Here is a 19,662-nt window from a genome sequence, read left to right as displayed (position 1 = left end):
TTTACTCACCACATTCCTCTACTTTTTCTAATGAGAAGAAAATGCTTGTGCCTTTACCAAGCTCGCTTTCCGCCCAAATTTCCCCGCCATGTTCTTCAACAATTTGCTTCGCTATTGCTAAACCAAGTCCACTTCCACCTGTGCTAGAATTCCGCGATTGCTCTGCACGATAAAAACGTTCAAAGATATACGGCAATGTATCAGCTTCTATACCTGATCCGTTGTCCATCACTTTCACAATAACTTTATTATTATCACTCGATACTGTTACAGTAATTTTCTTCTCTTCTTTATCCATGTATTTCACACTATTATGAATTAAATTTGATATCACTCTATTTATTTTTTCACAATCAGCCGTTACATATAGTGTTGATGCATGTAATTGTAAGTTAACTTCTATACCTTCTTTACTTAAATCCATCTGCATCTCTTCTATTAATTCTTGCATAAACGTATTTAATTCAACTGTTTCAAACTGGAATGGAACCCGATTCAAATCGAGCTTCGAAAACAAAAAGAGTTCATCAATGAGTGTGTCCATATGTTTTGCCTTCGTATGGATAGTTGTTAAATACTTATCCATTTTTTCTGGCGTATTTGCTACCCCGTCCTTTATTCCTTCTACATATCCTATAATTGATGTAATCGGTGTTTTTAAGTCATGAGAGATGTTTGAAATAAGCTCTTTTCGATTTTCTTCATACTGTGTTTGCATCTCTATCGATTCTTTTAATCTCTTCCTCATTTCCTCAAACCCTTGATTTAATTGCCCTATTTCGTCGTGTGATGTAATTGGTATTTGAAAATCTAAATTTCCTTCTTTAATTTTCTCCGTTGCGCCTTTCAATACAAAAATTGGTTTTATTACACTTCTTGAAACGAAGTAACTTAATAATCCAATGAGTAAAATGGCTAGTAGTAAAAGCGATACGAATAAGATTGGAAATAATTTTTGTGTAAGATCTACAAATGAACTTTGCTTTTTTAATACAAATATACTTCCCTCTTCTTCCTGAGGAAAATAAAAATCAAACTTTACATATCGATAAAATGTATCGCCTAGTTCCGTTGTACCACGACTATTAATATTTGCTGATTCAAATTTCGGAAGGGCTTCTTTTAAAGAAACACTTTCAAATACGTTTGAAGCATATGAAAGTGTTTCTCCTTTTCTTACTACTATTTTCACACCCTCTTTTTCTATTGCTGAGACAAACGACTCATCTAACAATTGAGATTGATGCTGTTTGGCTGCTGACTTCAACTCAAGATAGGCATTCTCTTCTTCTGGTGTAAGCGGCTTTTGAATATAAGAACTTTTATAGAAATTTTTCACTGCTTCCAAGTCACCTGTTATCGAAAAAACGATTAAAAATCCCGCGACTAATATAAGCGTAATGGAAACGAGGATAACAGCAATATAAGAAAATAAAAACCTTGTTTTAATAGACATATCTTAAATCCTCACTTTATCAAACCTTATTATTTATAAGCATAAAAATATATGTTCAATTACTCAAGCGATTTTATAGTAATTTTAGCGTCAGTTTATAAAAATTTAATGTTCCTATTTTACAGTTGAAATTAGGAGGTTGAAATTCCATGTTCAAAAAAACATTCAGTATGATATGTTGCGTAATTTTTTTACAAGGATGCTCGCAAGAACAAGAAGTAAAAAAGGAGATGATAAACATGGAGACTGCACTACTAGCAGCCACTGAAAAAAATGAAACGAATACTGTTATATCTTTACTAAAACAAGGCGCAAATATAAATGCGACGGATAGTCAAGGACGCACTCCGCTTATGATTGCTACATACAAAAATGATGTAAAAACCGCAAAGGCACTTATCGAAGCTAGTGCTGACGTAAATATCCAAGATGACATGAAAAATAATCCCTTTCTATACGCCGGTGCGGAAGGTTACTTAGACATTTTAAAATTAACAATTGATGCTGGTGCAGATCCTACGATTACAAATCGTTACGGCGGAACAGCTCTTATCCCAGCCTCAGAACATGGCTATATTGACGTTATAAAGGAACTCCTCACTCGAACAAATATTGATGTAAATCATGTAAATAACCTGGGATGGACAGCTTTAATGGAAGCCATCGTACTAAGTAACGGAAACGAAACACAGCAACAAGTCATTCGCCTTCTTATTGAGCACGGTGCAGATGTAAATATTCCAGACAATGATGGTGTTACCCCGTTAGAGCATGCTCGCGCTCATCACTTTGAAGAGATAGAGAAGATTTTGTTAGAAGGCCGTAAGTAAAAAGCTAATTTTTGCCTTCCTCCCCCACCCTATGCTACATTTAAGCCGTTACATTACTATTAATAGGGGGGAATAAACATGAACAAACCTAAAATTGGGATGATTGGACTTGGAAGTATTGCGCAAAAGGCCTATCTTCCAACACTTACAAAAGAAACTGATTGGAATTTTGTAGGGGCGTTTACACCTAACGCAGAGAAAAGAAAACAAGTTTGCCAGCAATACCGAATTCAAGACTTTCATTCTATTGAAATGTTAGCTTCGGAATGCGATGCAATCTTCGTTCATAGTTCAACTGCATCGCATTATGAAATCGTTTCTGAACTTCTAAAAAAAGGGATCGACGTTTATGTTGATAAACCGCTAGCAGCTACAGTGGAACAAGCTGAGCAACTAGTCGAGTTGAGCGAGAAGTATAACCGAAAATTAATGGTCGGATTTAATCGCAGATTCGTTCCTATGTATGTCGCTGCCAAAGAACAGGCTAATGATATTTCATGGATTCGAATTGAAAAGCATCGTACAAATAAAGTCGGGCCATATACGTACGACTTCACTATGTTAGATGATTATTTACACATTGTAGATACCGCTCGCTGGTTAGCTAATGATGACCTTAACGCCGTTCACAATATGATGCAAATCAATGAAAAGAATGAACTTCTTTACGGACATCATACATATACAACTCCAAGTGGACTGTTACTTTCTACCGCAATGCATCGCCATGCCGGTACAAATTTAGAACAAATTGAACTTGTAACGCCAGGGAAAATCATTCGCGTAAAAAATATGAATACATTTGAAATTGAACAGGAAAACTCAGTTTCACAAAGTGGTTCCCCATCATGGGATACGACGTTAAAACAACGTGGTTTTGAAGATGCTGTTCATCATTTTATTGAGTGTGTACAAGGCGATACAAAGCCTGTTGTAGATGGATTAGAAGGATTAAAAACGCAGCAAATGCTACAATCTTTACTAGATGATGTAAACAAAAATTAAAACGGATACATTTTTCAGAATTTACTTTCATTCCCATTCCCTCTTTATTTCTCTCGTAAATTTCTATAGAATATGTTGATAGGAATTATAAATTTCATAATGAATCGTGGAAAGGATGGGATTAACACATGTGGAACGAGTTTAAAAAATTCGCTTTCAAAGGGAATGTAATCGATTTAGCTGTCGGGGTTGTAATCGGTGCTGCATTCGGTAAAATCGTTAGTTCTTTAGTAAAAGATATCATCACACCATTACTTGGTATGGTATTAGGTGGCGTTGACTTTACAGATTTAAAAATTACATTCGGTAAATCATCTATTATGTATGGTAACTTCATCCAAACTATTTTTGATTTCTTAATTATTGCAGCTGCTATCTTTATGTTTGTTAAAGTTTTCAACAAACTAACATCTAAAAGAGAAGAAGAAAAAGAGGAAGAACTTCCAGAACCAACAAAAGAAGAAGAACTTCTTGGCGAAATTCGCGACTTACTAAAACAGCAAAACTCTTCTAAAGATAGAGCATAATTGAACGGATAAAAAGGCATGTCCCCTTGGGACATGCCTTTTCTATATGCTATAACGTTTCCGAATTCATATGAATAAATAAAATAATACCAGCAACCATAAGTACCATAATGCTACCTGCAAATAGTGTAATACCAATAAACATTAAACTTGTGCTCATATCTACTGATACACTTTCAATAAAAATAGAAATTACATACGTGATAAGGGCAATTCCTGCAAGAATACTTCCTGGAACAAATCGCTTTAAACCATTTTGTTTTAACGTCATATATGCAAAAATAGCAGTCATACAAAGCGTAATTATCCAAAGAACGATCATCTCTTTTCCCCCCTCACAAGCCTTTTCTTTCTATTATACATGACATTGCCCTATAATAGTTATTTTTACACTTATGTGACATATAACAAGGAATAACCCAAACTGTAGCGAAGGCATTACAACATGCACTTACACAATAAGGAGGGGTCCATTTGGAATATGCTACTACAGGGGATTTGGAGCTAATCGAGCGATTTGATTATGTTACCATTGATTTAGACAAACAGTTTTTTTACATTGAAGTTGTACATCTAAAAAGTAATAAAGCTGTACTAAAAATATCAATTAACTTAGAAAAAGACGAAACGGTGGTAGAGGAGAATATAATTCAGTACGATACTTTGCATATAAACGCATTATTACAAGGATTAAAATGTGTTGCGCAAACATGTATTGATCACAATTTAAGCAACCAAGAAGAGCTGTTCGCATTTCTAGAAGAAAATTAGTCACAATTTAAAATGGTTATTTTTTCTATTAATTGATATAATTATCATATATAAATATTCTTTATAAGGGAGTGTTCATAATGATTTGGATTTCACTAATCGTATTAGCCTATTTCATCATTCTCGTTCCGATACAGTATAACTACATTAAAATACTCAAAGAAAAACAGAAAAAAATGAATATGTCACAAAACGAATTATATGACAACATGTCTTATGAAGAATCCCAAGTACATTACCATTATCAAAGTAACCTATTTACAATACCTGCTTCGCTTGTCGCAAGTATTATTTATAAAGTGAAACATGCATCATAATCTGTACGCTGTAAAATTATTATTTGAGTCTGTTCATTCTGGTAAGCCTGATTCTACGAAAATTGATGAGCATTATGAAGAGAATCACGATACACTTTTTGAAGAAAGTATTATTCTTGTTAAAGCAAACAGTTTGGAAGAAGCTCATGCACTAGGTGAACAAATCGCTATACAGTCTGAGCATACGTACGATAATATGTACGGCGAGCAAATAACATGGACGTTTCGAAAACTATTGCATGTGTTTGAATTAGACGATACACCATTTGAAACTGGAAAAGAATTGTATGCAAGATTTTTACACGTTAAGAAAGGCGAAATGGTAAATGCAGTCGTACAAAAATACTATCCTGAATACGAATAAAAGCTCACAGCAATCGCTGTGAGCTTTTTTATACTTACTTCGTTGAATCTCTAAATTGGATACGGTGAGGTAAGATAACAGTGTGATCTTCCACTTTTTCTTTGTTCATATACTTTGTTAATAGACGCATTGCTACTGCACCGATATCATACATCGGTTGAACAACTGTTGAAAGCTGCGGACGAACCATTAATGCAAGGCGTGTATTATCGAAACCAAGTACTTCTACGTCAGTTGGTACGTTTAATCCAGCGTCTTGTGCTGCATGGATTACACCTAGTGCCATTTCATCAGAAGATACGAAGATTGCTGTTGGCTTTTCATCATTGCTCCAAAGCTTTTCGAATGCTTCGATACCTGAGTCATATGTGTAATCTCCATCGATTACAAGATTTTCATCATATGAAATACCTGCTTCTTCTAAAGCTTTTTTGTAACCTTGTAACTTCTTCGCGCTTCCCGCTTTATCAATGAAAGGACCAGAGACGAAACCGATACGTTTATGTCCTTGCTCGATAAAGTGCTTCATTGCATCATAAGCTGCTTGTGTATAATCAATATTGACTGATGGCGTTTCATTTTGCTCATCAAATGATGCTGCTAATACAATTGGTACTGGAGATTTTTTAAATTCTTCAATGTGAATGTCTGTAATATCTTCACCCATGAAAACAATTCCGTCCACTTGTTTTCCAAGCATCGTATTTAATAAATGGAACTCTTTCTCTTTGTTTTGGTCAGAGTTACTTAAAATGATGTTATATTTGTACATTGTTGCGATATCTTCAATTCCACGAGCTAGTTCTGCATAAAACGTATTTGAGATATCAGGAATAATAACACCTACTGTAGTTGTCTTCTTACTTGCTAGTCCACGTGCTACCGCATTTGGGCGGTATCCTAAACGATCAATTGCTTCTAATACTTTCTTTCTTGTTGTAGGCTTTACATTTGGGTTACCGTTCACAACGCGTGATACGGTAGCCATTGAAACGTTCGCTTCACGCGCTACATCATATATTGTTACGTTCATCTCATCGCACACTCCTTCTATTTTTGTTATCTATTTTTATGTATCGGTTACTTGAATGAAAAAAAGACATCAACTCTATTTGCAGATGCCACCAATCGTCCCGAGTTCTTCCTTTTACTAATGATACGATAAAAACGCAGGCTCATACAATATTTTCCCGCAAAAGTTTCGAAAAAATTCGCTTCTTTTCTCGTATTTTCGTATTTTTTATGAAAAAAGGGCATTTTTTGTAAAAAAATAGATGTTTCCTTAGTAGAAATCTTATTTTAAGCAGTACGATAGTAAATGAAATTTATATCGGCGATTTTTCGAATATATCGACTGTAACTCGAAATATATCAGCGATTTTCCAAATATATCGACCGCAACTCTAATTATATCAGCGATTTTTTAAATATATCAACTTACCAAAAAAAATCGACAATGACAGTCGCTATACAATAGGAGAAAGCTGTTCCAAAATGCCTTTTTGGAACAGCTCATTAAAAGTTTTTATAATTTACTTCCAAATGATTTTAATTCATTCATAAAATCATTGAACTGCGGTATATTCATTTGTTGCGCTGCATCAGATAAAGCTACAGCTGGATCTGGATGTACTTCAGCCATAATTGCGTCTGCACCAATTGCCATCGCTGCTTTTGCAGTTGGTAAGAGAAGGTCACGTCGCCCTGTAGAATGCGTTACATCGACAACGACAGGTAAATGTGTTTCTTTCTTTAAAATCGGCACAGCGGAAATATCAAGCGTATTACGCGTCGCTCTTTCATACGTGCGAATACCTCGTTCACATAAAATAATGTTCCCATTTCCCTTTGCCATAATATATTCTGCCGCATTAATGAATTCTTCAATCGTTGCTGATAGACCACGTTTTAATAATACTGGTTTATTCACAGCACCAGCTGCCCTTAGCAAATCAAAGTTTTGCATATTGCGAGCGCCAATTTGAATAACATCAACGTAATCTAATGACATCTCAATATCATTCGGATTTAAAATTTCACTAATAACAGCCAAATCATATTCATCTGCTACCTGGCGCAAAATTTGTAATCCCTCTAATCCAAGACCTTGAAAATCATACGGTGAAGTACGTGGTTTAAACGCACCACCACGCATTAATTTCAGACCTTGCCCTTTCATTGCTTCAGCAACTTGACGTACTTGTTCATAACTTTCCACTGCACACGGTCCCATAATAAAATGCTGATTTCCGTCACCAATTTTTTCACCATTAATTTCAACAATCGTATCTTCTGTTTTTTTCTTACGAGAAACAAGTAATGCTTTACGATGATCGTCTTCTTGTAATTCTAAACCAGCTTGAAAAATTTGTTTGAAAATATGTTGTAAAGTCGAAGTTTCAAATGGACCATTATTATTCTCTGCAATTAAATCCAGCATATTTCTTTCACGTACAGGATCAAAACGTTTCACACCTTGTACTTCTTTTAAATTACCAACTTCTTGTACGAGACGACCTCTTTCGTTTAGTAACTCTAATATTTGTAAATTAAGTTGATCAATTTCAGAACGTAAACGACCTAATTGTTGTGATGCCATAAGAAAGCCACCTCTTTCAAATTCCTATATGTTACTTTTTTAAGATAATTTATTATAGCTGATACATATACGATTGTCACACGATATACAGCAAGGAATTACTATCAAAAAACATTATATATTTTCATTTAAAATAAAAAAAAGACAGTTTACATACTGTCTTTTTTTACAAGAAGGAAACAAACGGTTTATCACTGTTTTTCTCTTTTATAATAACGGCCTCAATTTTACTCTCGGACTTGATCTGTAATTGTACTTTCGCATCTTTAGGCAATTTGTCTAACATGCCTTGAGCAGCCAATTGGGTAAGAGCCATTAATTCTGTTTTACCGTTATATTTAATAACAATATTCATATTTAATGTATCCATTTGATCTTTCTTATAAGAAACTTTAGCGTTGACTGGAATAAAATCTCCATTAGAAAAACCTTTTATTTCCTTAGCAAAGTTATTTATTTTTGTATTATCTTCTCCATGTGCTTGTGTAAATTCATCAGAAGGATATGAATACGACTTTTCATCGATCGTACTCCAATTTCCAAGGTTCGTATCATTCTTTTGAACAGTAGCACTAGCAATATACGTACCATTTTTTAAAGAACTTGTACTTTCTTGCTTAAAGATAGCAAACGTAATTGGAGATTTGTTATATTTATCATTTTTGTTAATAGCTTCAATAAGTTGTTTAGCAACTTCAGTCCCTTTAGACATAGCCTCTTCATTCGATACACTTGAAGACATAGCTAAGCCAATCATAACACCAGATAAACTTAATTCATTTGAATTCTGTTTTCCGAAATAATCTTGTTCTATAATATTTGTCAAAACTGGCGCTTCTACTTTCGCAACTAGTTCATCAATTAGTTTCTCTGGAATATACTGGTTTAATTGCAGTACGTGACTCTCTGTATCAAATTGCTGCGTTGCAATATTTATTAAACCATTTTCATACTCTGCTAAATCTAATTTAGAATTTGTTTTTATATTAGCTGTATTAATAACCTTTTGTTCTTTTAAAGGAATAACAGTTCTATAATAATCTTTAGAAACAGCAGTTCTCGGAATCATACTTTTTTCTTTTGTATCTTTTTGTATAACTTCATCCTTCTTACTAATCGTATTACTATTGTTACTACAAGCTCCCAGTAATAAACTTACGACTGCGAAGGATAATGCCATTTTCTTCATTACTTAAAACCTACTTTCAACAATCTAGTTATTTAGTTTGAACTATTAATAGTGTACCACTAAATATATTTCAACAAAAACAAAAAAAAAGAAGCAAGCACCTTTAGCTTGCTTCTTTTTACTTTATATTCTCTTCTAAAGCATCTTTTTTAATATTCCAATGAGATGTATTCCATACTACCATCCCATCTTTTATGTATAACACTTGTGGTGATTCATGTCTAATACTGTATTGTTCTGCAACACGATTTGACACATCTCTCGCATCTTGTACGTATAAGTAATACGCTGGTACTTCTCTTTCTTCGCTGCAATACGCTTGAAATTCTGTGTATGCACCGTGACTAATTGGGCATGTCGTACTGTGTTTAAAAAGAACATACGGCTCGTTCTTTTCTACTAAGACTTCAAGCTCTTCAATTGTTTCAAGTTTTGTCATATTCATCACGATTCACCTCTCATACGAAATCTAGAGCGTTTCTCTTTCTTTTCAGCTTTTTTCTCAATTCTTTCTAATTTACGCTCTTCTTTTTCAACCTTCTTCTCTTGTCTCGACGCACGGTAATGATTGTATACTTCAATCGCCGCACTGCTCCACTGTACAACTTGCGCTACTTTATCAGCGTTATTTTCAATTTCGTCCGTTACAGAGTCTGATACATTACGAAGCTTCGTATTTAAAGATTGGATTGTCGTTCCAATCCCATCTACACCCGCTACCACTTTATTTAATGACTGTGACTTCTGTTGAATATCATCAGCTAACGCATTCGTTTTATGTAATAATTGCTCTGTCTCTACGCTAATTCCTTGCATTTGTTTTTCTAAACCTTCTAACGTGCTTGCAACGTTTTCTAACGTCTTCTGAACCGATAACAACGTTCTGCATACATACACTACTAATACTGCGAAAGCAACCGCGATAATAGCCGCACTTACATATAAAAGAACTTGCATTTCATCACTTCCTTTATCTTTTTCATACTTTCCCCTATTATACAATCATTTTCCGTTTCATTCTAATCCCTATCTCATCATTAGAATTTTCATACTTATTCGTTAACTGTAACATAAATCATTCAACAAATTCCACTAAGTAGGTTACAATAGGAGAGGATACATAATTAGTAGGGAGGCTTTACATATGAAAGATCCACGTATTGAAAAGTTAGCATACAATTTAATTAACTACTCTATCCGCTTACAAAAAGGTGAAAAAGTATTAATTGAAAACTTTGGCTTACAAAAAGAACTTGTAACTGCACTTGTAAAAGAAGCATATGCAGCTGGTGGTTTCCCATTCGTCTCTTTAAAAGATCATCAAGTAGATCGCTCTTTATTAATGGGTGCTACTGAAGAACATTTCGAACAAATCGCTGCATATGAAGCAAGCGTAATGAAAGACATGGACGCTTATATCGGCCTTCGCTCTGGCGATAATATTAATGAACAAGCTGACGTTCCAAGTGAGCGTATGAAAGTTCATGGCCAAACAGTTGGTAAAAAAGTTCATAGAGACATTCGCGTTCCAAAAACACGCTGGGTTGTTCTTCGCTACCCAAATGCTTCTATGGCACAGCTTGCTAAAATGAGTACAGAAGCTTTCGAAGACTTCTACTTTGAAGTATGTAACTTAGACTACGGTAAAATGGATAAGGCGATGGACAGCCTTGTTACATTAATGAATAAAACAGATAAAGTTCGTTTAACTGGTCCTGGAACTGACTTAACATTCTCTATTAAAGACATTCCAGCAATTAAATGCTCCGGTCATTTAAACATTCCAGACGGTGAAGTATACTCTGCACCAGTTCGTGATTCTGTTAACGGTACAGTTTCTTACAACACACCATCTCCTTACAACGGTTATACATTTGAAAATGTACAACTTAAGTTCGAGAACGGCCAAATCGTTGAAGCAACTGCAAACGATTCAGAACGCATTAACAAAATCTTCGATACAGACGAAGGCGCACGCTACGTTGGTGAGTTCGCAATCGGCGTAAACCCATACATCTTACATCCAATGGGAGACATCCTATTCGATGAAAAAATCGATGGCAGCTTCCACTTCACTCCTGGACAAGCTTACGACGATGCATGGAACGGTAACAACTCGAACATCCATTGGGACTTAGTATGTATCCAACGCCCTGAATACGGCGGCGGCGAAATTTACTTTGACGACGTACTAATCCGTAAAGACGGGCGCTTCGTTGTACCTGAATTAGAAGCTTTAAACCCAGAGAACTTAAAATAATGAAAAACGCTCGGAATTATATCCGAGCGTTTTTTTATTATCCTCACTCTATATCGAGCTACTGTTCTTACTTTTTGTTTGCTGAAAATGAAAATAATATAAAAGTGCCACTGCGATAGTACCTATTAATATTGGTACATATAAAGGCAGGTTCCATTTCATATTTATCCTAGTGCAGATAGCAAACACCAGCATAATTTCCAAGCAAAAAAAGGTTTTATATATTTCATTTCTTCCCTACCATTTCTATTTTCACATGTGGATTTTCTTTCTCTATAAGCGCCAAGAATTCATCCATATTTTGCGGCATCGCAACCATATGTACTTTATATGCATTCGTCGTAATTTCAAGAGACTTTCCGACCTGACGTATAATTCTCACATCTTTTAATACAATATCATCATTTAAAATACCGTACTTTAATACGCCATTTTCTACTTTATGTTTTTTAATAAATACTTCCCAAACGAGTGGTACATTTACAATGAAGCATAAACCCATCCCAATCAACGCTGACATCCAATGCGCTTTATTAGTGAAAAGCATGACAATTGGATATATAAACATAAAAACTAACGTAAGGCAAACGAAAATGACTACTGACTTACTTCTTTGAATTGGAAAGTTCATACCTACCCCCCTAACCCAAATTATACCACTATTTCCATTTTAATTCATAGAAAAAGGCCATTTCTAAATGACCTTTTACACAATGTACCTATAAAATTTCTTATCTACCTGTAGCACCGGAAAGTTTTTCGGCAACTCGTCTATACTCACACTTTGAAAATCATTCTTTTCATAAAAACGATGTGCCGCTAAAAATTTTACTGTTGTTCCTAAGTAAATATCTTTCAATTTTTTATCCTCAGCCCATGAAATTGCTGTTTGAAGCAACATATGTGATGCACCCCATTCTTTTCCGCGAAACTCTTTTTGTACGAACATTTTTCTTAGCGCTACTTGATGATTCTCAATATCTAATAAAGCTACTGTTCCAACTACTTTACCATCATAAATTGCTACCCAAAAGTTTCCGTGATCCTTTTGATAGAATGTTTCTATTTCAAGTAAATCAGGTTGCTCTTCTTTCGTAATTGAAACATTATACTCTTTTTGCTGAATATGAACGATAAGATCTACTACTTCCTCTTGAAACGTACTTTCATATGGAACAATACGAATCTTCTCGTTCATCGAATCTCTTTCCATTCTGAAGCTAGTAAACTATATACAGCGATATCATGAAAATGATCATATAGCCATTCTTCATCTCGTAAAATACCATCTAACTTAAATCCTAAACGTTCTGGAATTGCGCGGCTTTTCGCATTTCCAACACCGCACCGAATTTCAATTTTATTCAGCTTTAAATTTTCAAATGCATAGTGAAGTACAGCCTTTACGCTACGCGTCATAATATCTTTCCCGCCAGCATCTTCTGCAAGATAATACCCAAGACTCGTCGCTTTCTTCCCCCAGCTCACTGGATGAATGCCTACCATCCCAACGAGCTTTCCTTTGTAACGTATACCACTTTCAAAACCGTCTCCCTCTGCAAACTTCTTTAACCACATCGGAAAAATTTCATCATAAGCATCAGCAGATTTTGTCCCATCTACCCAAGGGAGCCATTTCCGTAAATGATTACGGTTTTGATCTAATAATTGATATAATTCCTCTTTATGATGTTTTTCTAGTAATTGTAGTTCGATTTCGTCATCTACTCGGAGTGTGAACATGTTTTTTAGTCCCCTTTTTAGTTTTCTTATTATTCTAACATTTTTAGATGTAAAAAGTTAAATATTAACACTTTCTTTTGATTTTCTTTGTATAAAACCAGAAGAATACGATACTCCCGTAATAACTAATATCATTCCTACAGATTGTGCAGATGTTATATTGACTCCTTCAATAAAAGAAATAAGTATTGTAACAACAGGCACTAGATTAAAAAATAAAGATGTCCTTGCTGCACCAATTTGAGCAATTCCATTATTCCACCATAAGTAACCAAGCACACTCATTCCAATTGCCATAAAGAGAATTGCTCCCCATGCCAACAAAGGAATTTCTAAAACTGGTACTATACTTTTTTGTGTAGAAGATATGATAATAAAGGCAAGTGCACCAATAGTCATCGTATATGTCGTCGTTTGTATTGGATTACCAGTTTTAATAAACCGTCTGCCTAGCACGCCGTATAACGCCCAGCAAATATTCCCTAATAAAATATAAAAATCCCCTTTTGAAAATGATAAATGTTGTAGTATTGTAAACGAACCTTGTGTAAGTACAAAAACAACGCCAATTAGTGCAAGTAACATTCCAATAGCTTGGCGCTTCACAATTTTCTCTCGTAAAATGACACTTGCTAACAGCGTCGTAACGAGAGGATTTGTCGCCATAATAAGTGCACCATTAACAGCTTCTGTATATTTCATTCCTAAAAAGAAAGAGAAGTTAAAGCCGAATACACCAACAATACCTAGGAAAAGATAATAGGTCCTATTCTGCATCCATACTTCCAGATCAAAATCTTTTCGTATTTTTAACAAACATAACATCACAAATGCAGCAATCCCAAAACGCCATGCTGCTATATGAATTGCTTCGAAATACTGCACCGCATATTTCGAAGCATTAAATGTCCCACCAGTAAATATCGCAAAACCTAATAACTGCGTATATACTTTATTTTTCATTGCCGGCCTCCAAGTCCTTTTCTTCTAGAAAACCGTAATAAATTTCTAACTTCTCCTCCGTTAGCTGAACAACTTTTTGCAATTGTTCCTGCTGTTCTTTTAATCGCTCCAAGTGCGTTGTTAAAATGGAAATTCTCTTTTTTACTTTCGCTGGTACTTCCTCTTTCTTCTGCCTAATTTCCTCTATAATGCACCCATCACTTGCAAACTCAGCCATCTCTTCTAATGACATCCCAGTTTGTTTTAATGAATATAAAAATTTTAATAAACGTACATCGCCTTCTGTATATTGACGAATACCGCTATATCGCGTTGGTGGTGGTAATAAACCTAATTTCTCATAGTAGCGCAAAGTGTGAATGCCCATCCCTGTTAATTCTGCTACTTCACCGATTTTATACATGTTCTCTCCCCCTTGTTTTTACATTTTCATCTTACAACCTAGAGTTAGCTCTAGGTCAATACATAAATAAAAGTTGAACACAACAAAAAAGACGCACAGCCAAGCTATGCGTCTTTTCTATTATTTCTCTGCAACTTGAACTTCTTTTACGTAAGCCGCTTCGAATTTTTGGATGTCACCTGCGCCCATGAAAATTAGAACGCCGTTTTTATGTTTCTTTAATACATCCGTTGTTGTATCTGTAATTAATTCTGCACCGTCAATACGCTTTTGCAGATCTTCGATTGTTAATTCACCTTTGTTTTCACGTGCTGATCCGAAAATATCACATAAGTATACTTGGTCAGCTTTGCTTAGGCTTTCTGCGAACTCATCTAAGAACTTTTCTGTACGTGAGAATGTATGCGGCTGGAATACAGCGACAATTTCACGCTCTGGATGTTTTTGACGAGCTGCTTCAATCGTTGCATTAATTTCTGTCGGATGGTGCGCGTAGTCATCGATGATTACTTGCTCTCCCATCGGCTTTTCATTAAAGCGACGTTTTACGCCTTCAAAAGTTGTTAATTGATGTTTTACTGCTTCTACATCAACATTTTCATAATGGCAAAGCGCGATTACTGCTAACGCATTTAATACGCTGTGATTGCCGTATCCTGTAATTTTGAACGTATCATAGTACGTGTTACGAACGAATACATCAAATATCGTACCATCTGTTCTCTTTTGAATGTTGCGTGCTTGGAAATCATTATCTTCTCCAAATCCATAGAAAATAACAGGTACTTTCGCTTGAATTTTTTGAAGTTCTTCATCATCTCCACATGCAATAATGCCTTTTTTCACTTGCAATGCCATCTCTTGGAATGCACTGAATACATCATTGATGTCTGCAAAATAATCTGGATGATCAAAATCAATATTCGTCATAATTGCATAGTCTGGATTATAAGACAAGAAATGACGACGATACTCACAAGCTTCAAATACAAAATACTTACTATTTTCTACCCCATGCCCTGTTCCATCTCCAATAAGGTAAGATGTTGGGTGTGCACCTTGCATTACATGGGCTAACAAACCTGTTGTTGATGTTTTTCCGTGTGCACCAGTTACAGCAACACTTGTGTATTGGCTCATCAGGTCACCTAAGAAATGATGGTAACGATGGACTGGGATGTTTAATTCTTTTGCTGCTACGATTTCTTCATGCGTATCAGGAAATGCATTTCCTGCAATAATCACTTGTCCTTCTTCTACATTATTCTTATCAAAAGGAAGGATCGAGATACTACGCTTTTCCAACGCTGTTTGTGTAAAGAAACGCTTTTCATAATCAGACCCTTGAACAGTATGCTTCATATCATGAAGAATTTGCGCTAATGAACTCATTCCTGTTCCTTTAATTCCTACAAAATGGTAAACTGTCATCTTAAAGAACCTCCAACATTTCGAACTAATACAACGGCCTATCTATAAGACAGTATATGAATCTTTTCTTATTTTGGTAATCATCATACATTTTTGATGTAGTGAAGTTATTCTTTCCCTTCACTTATCAGGATAAACTCGTACGTACTTCTTTATATGTCCATAATAAGTCCATTATAGCAAAAAAGAAGCCGCTATACTATGATAACAGAAAAACTGATAGGGTCAATCACCTATCAGTTTTTCTCTCTTTTACATCTCTTCTCTTTTTTCTAATTGAACACGCTCTAAACGTGGGTTTGGACGATATTTACGACCAGCTTTTGCTTCTGGTTTCCCATTTAGTTCTACATTATCACCAGTAAAGCCAATATTCATTTTTAATAAGCTACTTCCTACCCCGTATATGTCAACAGGTACGTTTTGAGCTTCAAATTCACGAATACGCTTCTCATCAAATCCACCAGTTACAACGATGTCTACATGCTGGAATCCTTCTTCATCAAGTGCTTTACGAAGTGCGAATACAAGCGATGGGTTTACACCACGTGGATCGAATGTTCCAAGTACTTCTGGGTGGCGAATAAAGTATTGATCAATCATCGTGCGGGACGTATCTACACGTACACCTTTTAATGTTGATCCAAATTCACGCGCTACGCGAAGTGCATCTGTAATAACATCATTATTGTAATCAATTAGTACAACTAATTCATCTTCTGGGAATTTCTTATGATATGCTTTTGCCGCTTCCACAACATCACCATTAAACATTTGAATTAATGCGTGAGGCATCGTCCCCATACCACTTTTGCCCCACCATTCATTCATCGCATGCGTCGCTTGTGCGCTCATACCTCCGATGTATGCTGCATAACCGTCACCAGCTTGTTGTGTATAATGATCATCACGGTCTCCCATGAAAATAACTGGTTTTTCTTTATCTACGCTACGCGCAGCTTGGACAACGTTATATACGTTTGTCGCAACCGATGTACGACGAGCTAAAATCCCATCAATGACACCTTCTAAAAATCCGAAATTTTCATAAGGACCATGAATTGTTAACACTGTTTCAAATGGACTAATTTTATCGCCATCTTTTAAAGAGTTAATTTCAAGTTCCTCAGGATTTTTAGCGAATGTTTGTAGCAATGCAATTACTTCATCCGTTCCGCAAAGAACTGCATTTTCCTTTTGGAAAAATTGCATCGTTACAACACTTTTCGGGCGAAATTCTTCGATGATTTCTCTAGTTTTTAAAAAGTAAACGGCAGAGAACCAACCTTCTCCAACACGTTCGTCAAATTTAAATGTTTTATTTGTTAGTCTATTTATTTCACCTTTTAATTTTAATTCAATTTCTTTCATGTCGCTTTACTCCCTACTTTACTATCCAACATTTTCTCTTAGTATACAGCAAAACCGTTTACTATACATTTGTTTCCTGCATAGCGGCAAATTCATCCTCAGAAATAAGGACATCTCTCGGTTTCGTTCCTCTACCTTCAGAAATAATTCCTTGCGATTCCATCTCTTCAATGAGACGTGCCGCGCGATTATAACCGATGCGGAATTTTCGCTGTACAGAAGATGTGGACGCTCCCCCTTGTTCTACAACAAATTGACATGCATCAAGGAACAATTCGTCTTCCGACTCAGCTTGTTCTGTTTTCGCTAATAAATCCTCTTGCTTAAATAAGTAATTCGGCTTCATTTGCTTTTTCACATGATCAACTGTTTTTTCAATCTCATCATCCGATACGTATACACCTTGTACACGAACTGGTTTAGATGTACCGTTCCCTAAGAATAACATATCACCACGGCCAAGTAATTTCTCCGCGCCCCCAATATCAATAATCGTACGCGAATCAACTTGAGATGATACAGTAAACGCAATACGCGTTGGAATGTTTGACTTAATTAAACCTGTAATAACATCTACAGATGGACGCTGCGTCGCTACTAATAAATGAATACCACAAGCACGTGCTTTTTGCGCAATACGACAAATCGCTTCCTCAACATCACCAGGTGCTACCATCATTAAATCGGCTAACTCGTCAATGACAATAACGATATAAGGTAATGTCTCTCCTGGAATTTCTCGCTCACTTACAATCGTATTGTAGCGAGTTAAATCACGAGCACCTGCGTGTGCAAACAATTCATAACGGCGTTCCATTTCCTCAACTGCCCATTTTAATGCAGCTGTCGCTGCTTTTACATCCGTAATAACAGGTGCTACAAGATGCGGAACAGAATTGTATGGTGCAAGCTCAACCATCTTCGGATCAATTAACATTAACTTCACTTCATGTGGTTTCGCTTTATATAAAATACTCGTTAAAATCGCGTTAATACACACACTTTTACCTGAACCCGTTGCACCCGCAATAAGTCCGTGCGGCATTTTTCGAATATCCGTTACAATTGGGTCCCCTGAAATATCAAGTCCAAGCGCAACAGTAAGCGGTGATTCACTCTTTGTGAATACAGGACTTCTTAAAATTTCGCGAAGAAATACTGGCTTGCTTTCTTTATTTGGAACTTCAATTCCAATTGCACTCTTCCCTGGAATCGGCGCTTCAATACGAATATCTTTCGCAGCTAAACTTAACTTAATATCATCACTTAAGTTTGTAATTTTATTTACTTTCACACCTGGGTCTGGCTGTACTTCAAAACGAGTTACCGCTGGCCCTTGCGATACATTAATAACATGTGCGCCAACGTGAAAATTATTAAACGTTGTATCTAATAATTCTTTCTGCTCCTCTAACCATTCTGTATTATCTAACGCTGATTGCTGTGGAATCGACAACAGTGCTAATGGTGGAACAGTATATGTCGGTGGTGTATGCAATACATTTCGCATATCGTTCTCTCTTTGATTTACAACATATGCTTTCTCTTGTACTTCCGTACTTGAAATTGGCTTTTGTACTTGCTCTACCACTACTTGCTGCATTGGTTGCTCTTCCACTTGTGGTTCTGCTACTACTTGCTGCACTGGGCGTTCTTCCACTTGTGGTTCTGCTACTACTTGCTGCACTGGGCGTTCTTCCACTTGTGGTTCTGCTACCTCTTGTTGTACTGGCTTATTCTCTACTCGTACATTAGCAGAAGGCTGCATTGCATTTGCTCTAGCTGCATGTCTTTCCATTAATCGTGTTCTATCTTGTTTCAACATAACAACATTAAATGGTACATGGCGCTTTTTCTCACGTTTTGGTTCTTCTTTTTGTACAACTGGTTGCTCTTCTGCGATTGGTGTTTCTTCTACAACTCGTTGCTCTTCTACGACTGGCGCTTCTTCTACAACTCGTTGCTCTTCTGCGACCTGTGCTTCTTCTACAACTCGTCTATTTTCCTCTGTTTCTGCAATTAAAACATTCGCAAAGCTTTGAACATCTTTCTTCGTTTGTTCATCAGCCTCAGCAACATGTATGAATTCACTCTTTTGTTCAATTGCTTCATCTTCTTGCTGAATTTCCTCAAGTGCTACAAATGTCTCTACTACAGGCGCTTTTGTTTCTGCAATCACTTCTGTTTCTTCTGCTTCCGCAATTACTTCCACTTCTTCTAGCTCTTTCGCTTCTGCAATTACTTCCACTTCTTCTGACTCTTTCGCTTCCGCAATTACTTCCACTTCTTCTGACTCTTTCGCTTCCGCAATTACTTCCACTTCTTCTGTTTCCATAACTACTTCTTCTGGCTCTTTCGTTTCCGCAATTACTTCCACCTCTTCTGACCCTTCTGCTTCCACTTCTTCAGGTGCCTCTGTTTCCATAACTACTT

The 19,662-nt window shown here is 36.1% G+C and carries 22 protein-coding genes and 1 pseudogene; 7 read left to right on the top strand and 16 right to left on the bottom strand.

Translation table 11 applies throughout. The features are described 5' to 3' along the window. Position 1 precedes the first annotated feature (1 nt). Positions 2–1,456, bottom strand: a complete 1,455-nt coding sequence (locus tag ACS2QP_RS22105; RefSeq protein WP_153581575.1) for a sensor histidine kinase — start codon at positions 1,454–1,456, stop codon at positions 2–4. A 149-nt stretch (positions 1,457–1,605) separates the two neighbouring features. On the opposite strand from ACS2QP_RS22105, the gene ACS2QP_RS22100 reads away from it, so the two are divergent. The 3 genes from ACS2QP_RS22100 to mscL all read left to right on the top strand — a co-directional run bounded on the left by ACS2QP_RS22100 (position 1,606) and on the right by mscL (position 3,818). Continuing rightward, positions 1,606–2,286, top strand: coding sequence for an ankyrin repeat domain-containing protein (locus ACS2QP_RS22100; protein WP_326263000.1), 681 nt, complete (start codon positions 1,606–1,608; stop codon positions 2,284–2,286). Between the two features lie 78 nt (positions 2,287–2,364). Then, positions 2,365–3,291 (top strand): Gfo/Idh/MocA family protein, encoded by a 927-nt coding sequence (locus ACS2QP_RS22095; RefSeq protein WP_001039693.1) that lies wholly within the window; start codon positions 2,365–2,367, stop codon positions 3,289–3,291. Positions 3,292–3,419: 128 nt separating this feature from the next. After that, complete coding sequence (mscL, locus tag ACS2QP_RS22090) at positions 3,420–3,818, top strand: large-conductance mechanosensitive channel protein MscL (RefSeq protein WP_000267003.1); 399 nt, start codon at positions 3,420–3,422, stop codon at positions 3,816–3,818. A 49-nt stretch (positions 3,819–3,867) separates the two neighbouring features. Here mscL and ACS2QP_RS22085 read toward each other — a convergent pair whose 3' ends face one another. Beyond that, complete coding sequence (locus tag ACS2QP_RS22085) at positions 3,868–4,140, bottom strand: DUF3917 domain-containing protein (RefSeq protein WP_000636589.1); 273 nt, start codon at positions 4,138–4,140, stop codon at positions 3,868–3,870. A gap of 152 nt (positions 4,141–4,292) precedes the next feature. Here ACS2QP_RS22085 and dhp61 point away from each other — a divergent pair, with 152 nt between their 5' ends. From dhp61 to ACS2QP_RS22070, 3 genes are all read left to right on the top strand, one after another. Continuing rightward, positions 4,293–4,589, top strand: coding sequence for a protein Dhp61 (gene dhp61, locus ACS2QP_RS22080; protein ID WP_000455469.1), 297 nt, complete (start codon positions 4,293–4,295; stop codon positions 4,587–4,589). An 80-nt stretch (positions 4,590–4,669) separates the two neighbouring features. Beyond that, entirely contained in the window at positions 4,670–4,906 is a 237-nt protein-coding gene (locus ACS2QP_RS22075) for a DUF3949 domain-containing protein (RefSeq protein WP_438882851.1), read from the top strand. A 1-nt stretch (position 4,907) separates the two neighbouring features. Next, positions 4,908–5,270, top strand: a complete 363-nt coding sequence (locus ACS2QP_RS22070) for a DUF4288 domain-containing protein (RefSeq protein WP_061457778.1) — start codon at positions 4,908–4,910, stop codon at positions 5,268–5,270. Positions 5,271–5,304: 34 nt separating this feature from the next. Here ACS2QP_RS22070 and ccpA read toward each other — a convergent pair whose 3' ends face one another. The 5 genes from ccpA to ACS2QP_RS22045 all read right to left on the bottom strand — a co-directional run bounded on the left by ccpA (position 5,305) and on the right by ACS2QP_RS22045 (position 10,015). Then, positions 5,305–6,303 (bottom strand): catabolite control protein A, encoded by a 999-nt coding sequence (ccpA, locus tag ACS2QP_RS22065; RefSeq protein WP_001103297.1) that lies wholly within the window; start codon positions 6,301–6,303, stop codon positions 5,305–5,307. A 492-nt stretch (positions 6,304–6,795) separates the two neighbouring features. Further along, positions 6,796–7,869 carry a bifunctional 3-deoxy-7-phosphoheptulonate synthase/chorismate mutase gene (locus tag ACS2QP_RS22060; RefSeq protein WP_000168209.1) on the bottom strand — a complete coding sequence of 358 codons (1,074 nt, stop codon included), beginning with the start codon at positions 7,867–7,869 and terminating at the stop codon, positions 6,796–6,798. A gap of 166 nt (positions 7,870–8,035) precedes the next feature. Then, a complete protein-coding gene (locus ACS2QP_RS22055; RefSeq protein ID WP_000738025.1) occupies positions 8,036–9,058 on the bottom strand; it encodes a CamS family sex pheromone protein in 1,023 nt (340 codons plus the stop codon). Positions 9,059–9,176: 118 nt separating this feature from the next. Beyond that, the gene (ytxJ, locus tag ACS2QP_RS22050) at positions 9,177–9,503 is read right to left on the bottom strand and encodes a bacillithiol system redox-active protein YtxJ (protein WP_001057469.1); all 327 of its coding nucleotides are present in this window, start codon (positions 9,501–9,503) and stop codon (positions 9,177–9,179) included. Next, a complete protein-coding gene (locus tag ACS2QP_RS22045) occupies positions 9,503–10,015 on the bottom strand; it encodes a DUF948 domain-containing protein (protein ID WP_001197720.1) in 513 nt (170 codons plus the stop codon). The genes ytxJ and ACS2QP_RS22045 overlap by 1 nt, the downstream gene beginning before the upstream one ends. Positions 10,016–10,202: 187 nt before the next feature. Here ACS2QP_RS22045 and ACS2QP_RS22040 point away from each other — a divergent pair, with 187 nt between their 5' ends. After that, entirely contained in the window at positions 10,203–11,318 is a 1,116-nt protein-coding gene (locus tag ACS2QP_RS22040) for an aminopeptidase (protein WP_000654729.1), read from the top strand. Between the two features lie 48 nt (positions 11,319–11,366). Here the strand turns inward: ACS2QP_RS22040 and ACS2QP_RS22035 are convergent. The 9 genes and pseudogenes from ACS2QP_RS22035 to ACS2QP_RS21995 all read right to left on the bottom strand — a co-directional run. Next, positions 11,367–11,548: pseudogene (locus ACS2QP_RS22035) on the bottom strand (hypothetical protein). Beyond that, positions 11,545–11,949: a PH domain-containing protein gene (locus tag ACS2QP_RS22030; RefSeq protein WP_001010643.1), complete on the bottom strand. Its 405-nt coding sequence runs from the start codon at positions 11,947–11,949 to the stop codon at positions 11,545–11,547. Before ACS2QP_RS22030 ends, ACS2QP_RS22035 begins: the two are co-directional and overlap by 4 nt. Positions 11,950–12,024: 75 nt before the next feature. Further along, positions 12,025–12,516, bottom strand: coding sequence for a GNAT family N-acetyltransferase (locus ACS2QP_RS22025; protein ID WP_061457774.1), 492 nt, complete (start codon positions 12,514–12,516; stop codon positions 12,025–12,027). Then, on the bottom strand, positions 12,513–13,061 hold the full coding sequence (locus ACS2QP_RS22020) for a GNAT family N-acetyltransferase (protein ID WP_438882850.1): 549 nt from the start codon (positions 13,059–13,061) through the stop codon (positions 12,513–12,515). The genes ACS2QP_RS22025 and ACS2QP_RS22020 overlap by 4 nt, the downstream gene beginning before the upstream one ends. A gap of 57 nt (positions 13,062–13,118) precedes the next feature. Further along, positions 13,119–14,024, bottom strand: a complete 906-nt coding sequence (locus ACS2QP_RS22015; protein WP_438882849.1) for a DMT family transporter — start codon at positions 14,022–14,024, stop codon at positions 13,119–13,121. Next, entirely contained in the window at positions 14,014–14,427 is a 414-nt protein-coding gene (locus ACS2QP_RS22010; RefSeq protein ID WP_000276605.1) for a MerR family transcriptional regulator, read from the bottom strand. Before ACS2QP_RS22010 ends, ACS2QP_RS22015 begins: the two co-directional genes overlap by 11 nt. A 120-nt stretch (positions 14,428–14,547) precedes the next feature. After that, positions 14,548–15,858: a UDP-N-acetylmuramate--L-alanine ligase gene (murC, locus tag ACS2QP_RS22005; protein WP_000219468.1), complete on the bottom strand. Its 1,311-nt coding sequence runs from the start codon at positions 15,856–15,858 to the stop codon at positions 14,548–14,550. Positions 15,859–16,110: 252 nt separating this feature from the next. Then, positions 16,111–17,229, bottom strand: a complete 1,119-nt coding sequence (locus ACS2QP_RS22000) for a nicotinate phosphoribosyltransferase (RefSeq protein ID WP_000658370.1) — start codon at positions 17,227–17,229, stop codon at positions 16,111–16,113. A gap of 61 nt (positions 17,230–17,290) precedes the next feature. Further along, the coding region (locus tag ACS2QP_RS21995) for a DNA translocase FtsK (RefSeq protein WP_438882848.1) at positions 17,291–19,662 on the bottom strand (2,372 nt) is incomplete at its 5' end.

Origin of the sequence: Bacillus cereus group sp. Bce019, from assembly GCF_051781745.1 — a bacterium.
Lineage (GTDB): Bacteria > Bacillota > Bacilli > Bacillales > Bacillaceae_G > Bacillus_A > Bacillus_A cereus.
The sequence above is the reverse complement of the archived record's forward strand: the minus strand, read 5'-3'. Positions and strand labels throughout refer to the sequence as shown.

What these genes read in the sequence shown, in the direction of transcription:
- ACS2QP_RS22105 (WP_153581575.1), bottom strand. Translation starts at nt 1,456, where the DNA reads ATGTCTATTAAAACAAGGTTTTTATTTTCTTATATTGCTGTTATCCTC.
- ACS2QP_RS22100 (WP_326263000.1), top strand. Translation starts at nt 1,606, where the DNA reads ATGTTCAAAAAAACATTCAGTATGATATGTTGCGTAATTTTTTTACAA.
- ACS2QP_RS22095 (WP_001039693.1), top strand. Translation starts at nt 2,365, where the DNA reads ATGAACAAACCTAAAATTGGGATGATTGGACTTGGAAGTATTGCGCAA.
- mscL (WP_000267003.1), top strand. Translation starts at nt 3,420, where the DNA reads ATGTGGAACGAGTTTAAAAAATTCGCTTTCAAAGGGAATGTAATCGAT.
- ACS2QP_RS22085 (WP_000636589.1), bottom strand. Translation starts at nt 4,140, where the DNA reads ATGATCGTTCTTTGGATAATTACGCTTTGTATGACTGCTATTTTTGCA.
- ACS2QP_RS22075 (WP_438882851.1), top strand. Translation starts at nt 4,670, where the DNA reads ATGATTTGGATTTCACTAATCGTATTAGCCTATTTCATCATTCTCGTT.
- ccpA (WP_001103297.1), bottom strand. Translation starts at nt 6,303, where the DNA reads ATGAACGTAACAATATATGATGTAGCGCGTGAAGCGAACGTTTCAATG.
- ACS2QP_RS22060 (WP_000168209.1), bottom strand. Translation starts at nt 7,869, where the DNA reads ATGGCATCACAACAATTAGGTCGTTTACGTTCTGAAATTGATCAACTT.
- ACS2QP_RS22055 (WP_000738025.1), bottom strand. Translation starts at nt 9,058, where the DNA reads ATGAAGAAAATGGCATTATCCTTCGCAGTCGTAAGTTTATTACTGGGA.
- ytxJ (WP_001057469.1), bottom strand. Translation starts at nt 9,503, where the DNA reads ATGAATATGACAAAACTTGAAACAATTGAAGAGCTTGAAGTCTTAGTA.
- ACS2QP_RS22045 (WP_001197720.1), bottom strand. Translation starts at nt 10,015, where the DNA reads ATGCAAGTTCTTTTATATGTAAGTGCGGCTATTATCGCGGTTGCTTTC.
- ACS2QP_RS22040 (WP_000654729.1), top strand. Translation starts at nt 10,203, where the DNA reads ATGAAAGATCCACGTATTGAAAAGTTAGCATACAATTTAATTAACTAC.
- ACS2QP_RS22030 (WP_001010643.1), bottom strand. Translation starts at nt 11,949, where the DNA reads ATGAACTTTCCAATTCAAAGAAGTAAGTCAGTAGTCATTTTCGTTTGC.
- ACS2QP_RS22025 (WP_061457774.1), bottom strand. Translation starts at nt 12,516, where the DNA reads ATGAACGAGAAGATTCGTATTGTTCCATATGAAAGTACGTTTCAAGAG.
- ACS2QP_RS22020 (WP_438882850.1), bottom strand. Translation starts at nt 13,061, where the DNA reads ATGTTCACACTCCGAGTAGATGACGAAATCGAACTACAATTACTAGAA.
- ACS2QP_RS22015 (WP_438882849.1), bottom strand. Translation starts at nt 14,024, where the DNA reads ATGAAAAATAAAGTATATACGCAGTTATTAGGTTTTGCGATATTTACT.
- ACS2QP_RS22010 (WP_000276605.1), bottom strand. Translation starts at nt 14,427, where the DNA reads ATGTATAAAATCGGTGAAGTAGCAGAATTAACAGGGATGGGCATTCAC.
- murC (WP_000219468.1), bottom strand. Translation starts at nt 15,858, where the DNA reads ATGACAGTTTACCATTTTGTAGGAATTAAAGGAACAGGAATGAGTTCA.
- ACS2QP_RS22000 (WP_000658370.1), bottom strand. Translation starts at nt 17,229, where the DNA reads ATGAAAGAAATTGAATTAAAATTAAAAGGTGAAATAAATAGACTAACA.